Annotated in this window: 4 protein-coding genes; 1 reads left to right on the plus strand and 3 read right to left on the minus strand. The window is 65.2% G+C overall.

The genetic code is table 11. The features are described from left to right. The 3 genes from EOD07_RS26220 to EOD07_RS26230 all read right to left on the minus strand — a co-directional run. The coding region (locus EOD07_RS26220) for a helix-turn-helix transcriptional regulator (protein WP_164772535.1) at positions 1 to 760 on the minus strand (760 nt) is incomplete at its 3' end. Between the two features lie 91 nt (positions 761 to 851). Beyond that, positions 852 to 1,790, minus strand: a complete 939-nt coding sequence (locus EOD07_RS26225) for a uracil-DNA glycosylase (protein ID WP_127237480.1) — start codon at positions 1,788 to 1,790, stop codon at positions 852 to 854. A gap of 67 nt (positions 1,791 to 1,857) precedes the next feature. Further along, positions 1,858 to 2,514, minus strand: a complete 657-nt coding sequence (locus EOD07_RS26230; protein ID WP_127237481.1) for a hypothetical protein — start codon at positions 2,512 to 2,514, stop codon at positions 1,858 to 1,860. Between the two features lie 252 nt (positions 2,515 to 2,766). On the opposite strand from EOD07_RS26230, the gene EOD07_RS26235 reads away from it, so the two are divergent. Beyond that, positions 2,767 to 3,787: NAD(P)/FAD-dependent oxidoreductase (locus EOD07_RS26235; protein ID WP_164772536.1), on the plus strand; the 1,021-nt coding region annotated here is incomplete at its 3' end.

Consider the following 3,787-nt stretch of genomic DNA (forward strand, 5'->3'; position numbering starts at 1 on the left):
GCTCATCGGCCGGGAAAAAGGATTCGATCGCCAGCTCCGACAGAGTGACATCGAGCGGCGTGCCGAACACGGTGATGGTGCTGATGAAGGACAGCACCGTATCGCCATGCGCGAGCCGCAGCGGATGGACGATGCCGCTCGGTTCGACCGGCGCCGGACGGCTGCTCTTCAGGCCGGATGGATAGGCGCGCAGCTCCTGTTCAAGTTCGATCAGCGCAGGATCGCCGGTCGCGTCGCTCAGGTGCTTCAGCCGTTCAAGCAGATGCGCGCGCCATTCCGCCAGATTGACGATGCGCGGCGCCACGCCGCCAGGATGGAGGCTGAGCCGCAGCACATTGACCGGCGGCGTAAGCAGGGATGCCTCGGAAATGTCGGCAAGGAACGGGGCGATCGCGGTATTTGCCGAAATGAGGTTCCAGTGCCGGTCCACCGCCAGCGCCGGGAACGGCTCGTGGCCTTTGAGCACGGTCTCGACGGCGGCCATCGCCGGCGCCAGCGTCGCGTCGGTCAGCGGCCTCTCGCTGAAGCTCGGCGCGAAGCCCGCGGCAAGCAGGAGCTGGTTGCGCAGGCGCAGCGGGATCGACAGTTGCTCGGCCAGATGCAGCACCATCTCGCGCGACGGCTGCGCGCGGCCGCTTTCGACGAACGAAAGATGCCGCTGCGAGATGTCGGCTTCCATGGCGAGATCGAGCTGGCTCATGCGCCGCCGCGTGCGCCACTCGCGGATCAGGCTGCCGGCGGAGGGTTCGGATGTGCTCATGGGGAGCAGGACTAGGGCGGAGGGAGAGGGATTTCAATTACCTGGGAGGTTAAGCTCCCCCTTCCCACAAGGGGAGAGGGAAAGGCCGCGCTTACCTCAACCCCCTCAACTTCGCCTTCACCTCGAGAAAATCCCGCCAGGCCAGCTTCTTGTGCGCTGGCGTTCTGAGCAGATAGGCTGGGTGCAGCGTCGGCATCGCCGGAATGGCTATGCCTGAGGCGGTCGTGTGCAGCCGCCAGTTGCCGCGCAGGCGCAGGATGCCCTCGGTCGTGTTGAGCAGCGTCTTGGCCGATGGCCCGCCGAGATTGACCAGCACTTTTGGATTGACCAGCTCGATCTGCCTTTCGATGAAGGGACGGCAGATTTCGGTCTCGTGCGGCGTCGGCGTGCGGTTGCCCGGCGGGCGCCATGGGATGACGTTGGCGATATAGGCCGAGTTGCGGTCGAGGCCGATCGCCGCAAGCATGCGGTCTAACAGCCGCCCGGAGCGGCCGACGAAGGGCAGGCCTTCGAGGTCCTCGTCGCGGCCCGGCGCCTCGCCGACCAGCATCAGGTCGGCGTTCGGGTTGCCGTCGGCGAAGACCAGGTTCTTGGCGGTGAATTTGAGATTGCAGCCGTCGAAGGCGGCCATGTGCTGGCGCAGCTCGTCGAGCGTCGAAGCGCTCGCGGCAAGCTGCCGCGCCAGCAGGGCCTGTGCCTCGTCGGGAACGGCCGCGGCCGCCGGCACCCGGGTGGGTGCGTCCGGAATATTGCTGGCGTCGAGGCCGGACAAGGGAGCTGGCGGGTTCTCGACGCGTTCCGGAGCCTGGCCGGGTGCCGTTCGGCTTTCGGGCCTGGTTTCGCGTTGTGGCGCTGCCGGCGCCCGCTCGGCGGGCCTGCGGTCTGCCGGCCCCCGTCCAACTTGTATTGCCGCCGCTTCGGCGAACCGGTTGATCGGCGCGTCCTGGAGCGCGTCGTCGACGCCGGCGCTGGCATAGAAGGCGAGTAGTTCGGCGATCTCGGCTGGTGTGCTGGGGGAAGCGGCAGTCATGGCGCCACCATCGTCCGCGCGGCGCCGATTTGCAAGTTGTCAGCTCCGCCTTGGACATCGGCGTAATTCACCCCGTCGGAATCCTTGGATCCTGAACGATGTAAAACGTCCAGCGCGGCGTATAGTCGGTGATCAGGAAATCGAAGGTCGCCGTCTTCAGCGGGTCGACCTTGCCGTTGCGGAACAGCAGCCGGTCATAGGGTTCGAACCGGCGGTCGAAATCGGCAAAGTTGCTCGACCAGATGTTGTCGGGCGTCTTGTTGCGCTGGTCGAAGGACAGGCCGTCGCCGAACACGCTGGGTTGGTCGAGGATCTCATGCAGCTCGAACTGGAACTCCACCCAGGGGAGCGCGCTGTTGTTGAGCACGTCGATGCGCATATACATCACGCCGTTGGCGACCTCGCCGGCCTTGCCGAAGGGCTCGATCGGCTTGGTCGCGCGGATGGTCAGCGTCACCGGGGTCGCCGAGTTCAGCTCCTCCTTGATGACCAGGGGATCTTCCTTGGTGCCGATGCCGGAGGCTCCGGTGATGCGGAAGCCGCCCAGCTCGTCGGAGAAGGAGTAGGCGCCGGTCGCCCACACCTTCACCGGATCCGCCCGGACTTGCGTGGTCGAAAGGGCCGGCATGGTCAAAAAGAGGAGCGGAAGAACCGCGCGCCAGGCCGCGCCTGGCGTGAAGAGTAAGCGCTTCGATGGAAAGCCGGGCGGCTCTGGGCTGCGCATGGCGCGAAGTATTGCCGATAACCAAGCCGTCGAACAATTAAAAACATCCCGGCGCCGCCTGGCCTGCCAACCAATTGGCGCTGGCCTATGCTTGGCCATAGCCGCTGCTTCTGCCTTTTCGTAGGGGAAAACCGCGACTTTTTGTCGAAATCGGCGTTGTCACGTCCGCGCCGGTTTCGCGTCGCGCATTGATGCGCTATGCAGCGCGGGAGCCAGCACAATGCGAGAATGCGGCAAGCCATAGAGGGGTCGATGAGCGAAATCGAACGCGAAAGCATGGAATTCGACGTGGTGATCGTCGGCGCCGGTCCCGCCGGCCTTGCCGCGGCGATCCGTCTGAAGCAAGTCAATCCGGACCTCTCGGTGGTCGTCCTGGAGAAGGGCGGCGAGGTCGGCGCCCACATCCTGTCCGGCGCCGTCGTCGATCCGATCGGCATCGACCGGCTGCTGCCGGGCTGGCGCGAGGAAAGCGATCATCCGTTCAAGACGCCAGTGACGGCGGACCATTTCCTGGTGCTCGGCCCGGCCGGTTCGTTCCGCCTTCCCAACTTCCTGATGTCGCCGCTGATGAACAACCACGGCAATTACATCGTGTCGCTCGGCAATGTCTGCCGCTGGCTGGCGACCAAGGCCGAGGCGCTGGGCGTCGAGATCTATCCGGGCTTTGCCGCTGCAAGCCTGGTCTACAACGACGCCGGCGCCGTCACCGGCGTCATCACCGGCGACATGGGCGTGGAGAAGGACGGCACTCACGGCCCGGCCTACGCGCCGGGTATGGCGCTGATGGGCAAATATGTGCTGATCGGCGAGGGCGCGCGTGGCTCGCTCGCCAAGCAGCTCATTGCCAAATACAGACTTTCCGAAGGCCGCGAACCCGGCAAATATGGCATCGGTCTCAAGGAGCTCTGGCAAGTCAAGTCCGAGAACCACAAGCCGGGTCTGGTGCAGCATTCCTTCGGCTGGCCGCTCGACATGAAGACCGGCGGCGGCTCCTTCCTCTACCATCTCGAGGACAACCAGGTGGCGGTCGGCTTCGTCGTCCACCTGAACTACAAGAACCCCTATCTGTCGCCTTTCGAGGAATTCCAGCGCTTCAAGACACATCCGGCCATTGCCGGCACCTTCGAGGGCGCCAAGCGCATCGGCTATGGTGCGCGCGCCATCACCGAGGGCGGCTGGCAGTCGGTGCCGAAGTTGTCCTTCCCCGGCGGCGTGCTGATGGGCTGCGCGGCAGGCTTCGTCAACGTGCCGCGCATCAAGGGCTCGCACAACG

Source organism: Mesorhizobium sp. M2C.T.Ca.TU.002.02.1.1, assembly GCF_003997225.1.